The organism is Segeticoccus rhizosphaerae, assembly GCF_009192725.1.
Taxonomy (GTDB): domain Bacteria; phylum Actinomycetota; class Actinomycetes; order Actinomycetales; family Dermatophilaceae; genus Segeticoccus; species Segeticoccus rhizosphaerae.
Map to the genome: position 1 here is coordinate 1 of NZ_VOHR01000581.1, position 1,182 is coordinate 1,182.

The 1,182-nt window shown below is 72.7% G+C and carries 1 protein-coding gene; it reads right to left on the reverse strand.

What is annotated here, in order from left to right; translation table 11 throughout:
- Positions 1 to 866 (reverse strand): aminotransferase class I/II-fold pyridoxal phosphate-dependent enzyme (locus FRW57_RS21815; protein WP_152187062.1); only part of this gene is annotated, 866 nt, incomplete at its 3' end.
- Positions 867 to 1,182: the final 316 nt, after the last annotated feature.

Consider the following 1,182-nt stretch of genomic DNA (forward strand, 5'->3'; position numbering starts at 1 on the left):
GTGCCGTGCTGCGTGGTGGTCATGATGCTGCTCCCTGGTCGTGGCTTCTGATGGTCCTGCCCTGCATCTGCGCGAGGACCGCGTCCAGACGCTGGTAGCAGCTGGTAGGCCGCGATCGGGTGCAGCAGCCCGCCGGTGAGCGCGCGCACCTGGCGCAGCCGGCTCGACCACTCGGGGCCGGCCGCGACCACGCCGCCCATGACATCGCCGTGGCCGCCGAGGTACTTCGTGGCCGAGTGCAGCACCAGCGCGGCGCCCTGCCGGCGGGGACGCTGCAGGACCGGCGTGGCGAAGGTGTTGTCGACGAGCACCGGCACGTCGGCGGCCTGCGCGCACACCGCCGACAGGTCGAGCAGCTCGAGGGTCGGGTTGGCGGGGGTCTCGACGACGACCAGGCCGGTGTCGGGGCGGATCGCGTCGCCGACGGTGTCGGCGGTGGCCCAGGTGACGGCGGTGCCGAGCAGGCCGGTCGCGAGCACGTGGTCGGACCCGCCATACAGCGGGCGCACGGCGACGACGTGCGACTTGCCGGCGGAGACCGTGGCGAGCAGGCAGGCGCTGAGCGCGGCCATGCCGCTCGCGAAGGCGACCGCCTCCTCGCATCCCTCGAGCTCGGCCAGGGCCGTCTCGAACCTGGCCACGGTGGGGTTCCAGAGCCGCTGGTAGACGTGGCTGTCGGTGGCGGTCGGCCGCCCGCCGGTGGCCATGGTCTCGTAGGCGTCGCCGCCGTGCTCGACGTCGGGCAGCGGGTTGGTCGTCGACAGGTCGATCGGCGGGACGTGCACTCCGGCGGCGGCCAGGTCGTCGCGACCGGCGTGGACGGCGCGGGTCGACAGAGGATCGGTGAAAGCTGGCGTGGTGGTCATGTATGGCTCCAGAGGGTCAACGGCGGTCCGCTCATGATGGAAGGATCCACGACATAGGGCAATAGATCCGCAGAACATGCGAAAGTGACCCTGTTGGCGAGGTCTTGCTTCGTATGACGGAGGCCGCCGCCGCGCGCGGCCGCAGATCGTGCATCGAGCTGGGGTGGCCCGGCGCGGCTACCCCGCGGCTCGGTGGCTCCACTCCGTCTTCGCCGCCCGTCGTCGCCGCTAGGCTCGCGGTCGTGTCTCCTGTCCCACCAGCGCGTGCGCCGGGGCCCGACCCGCGCCCGCGGCCGAGGCTCGACGACGTGGACCG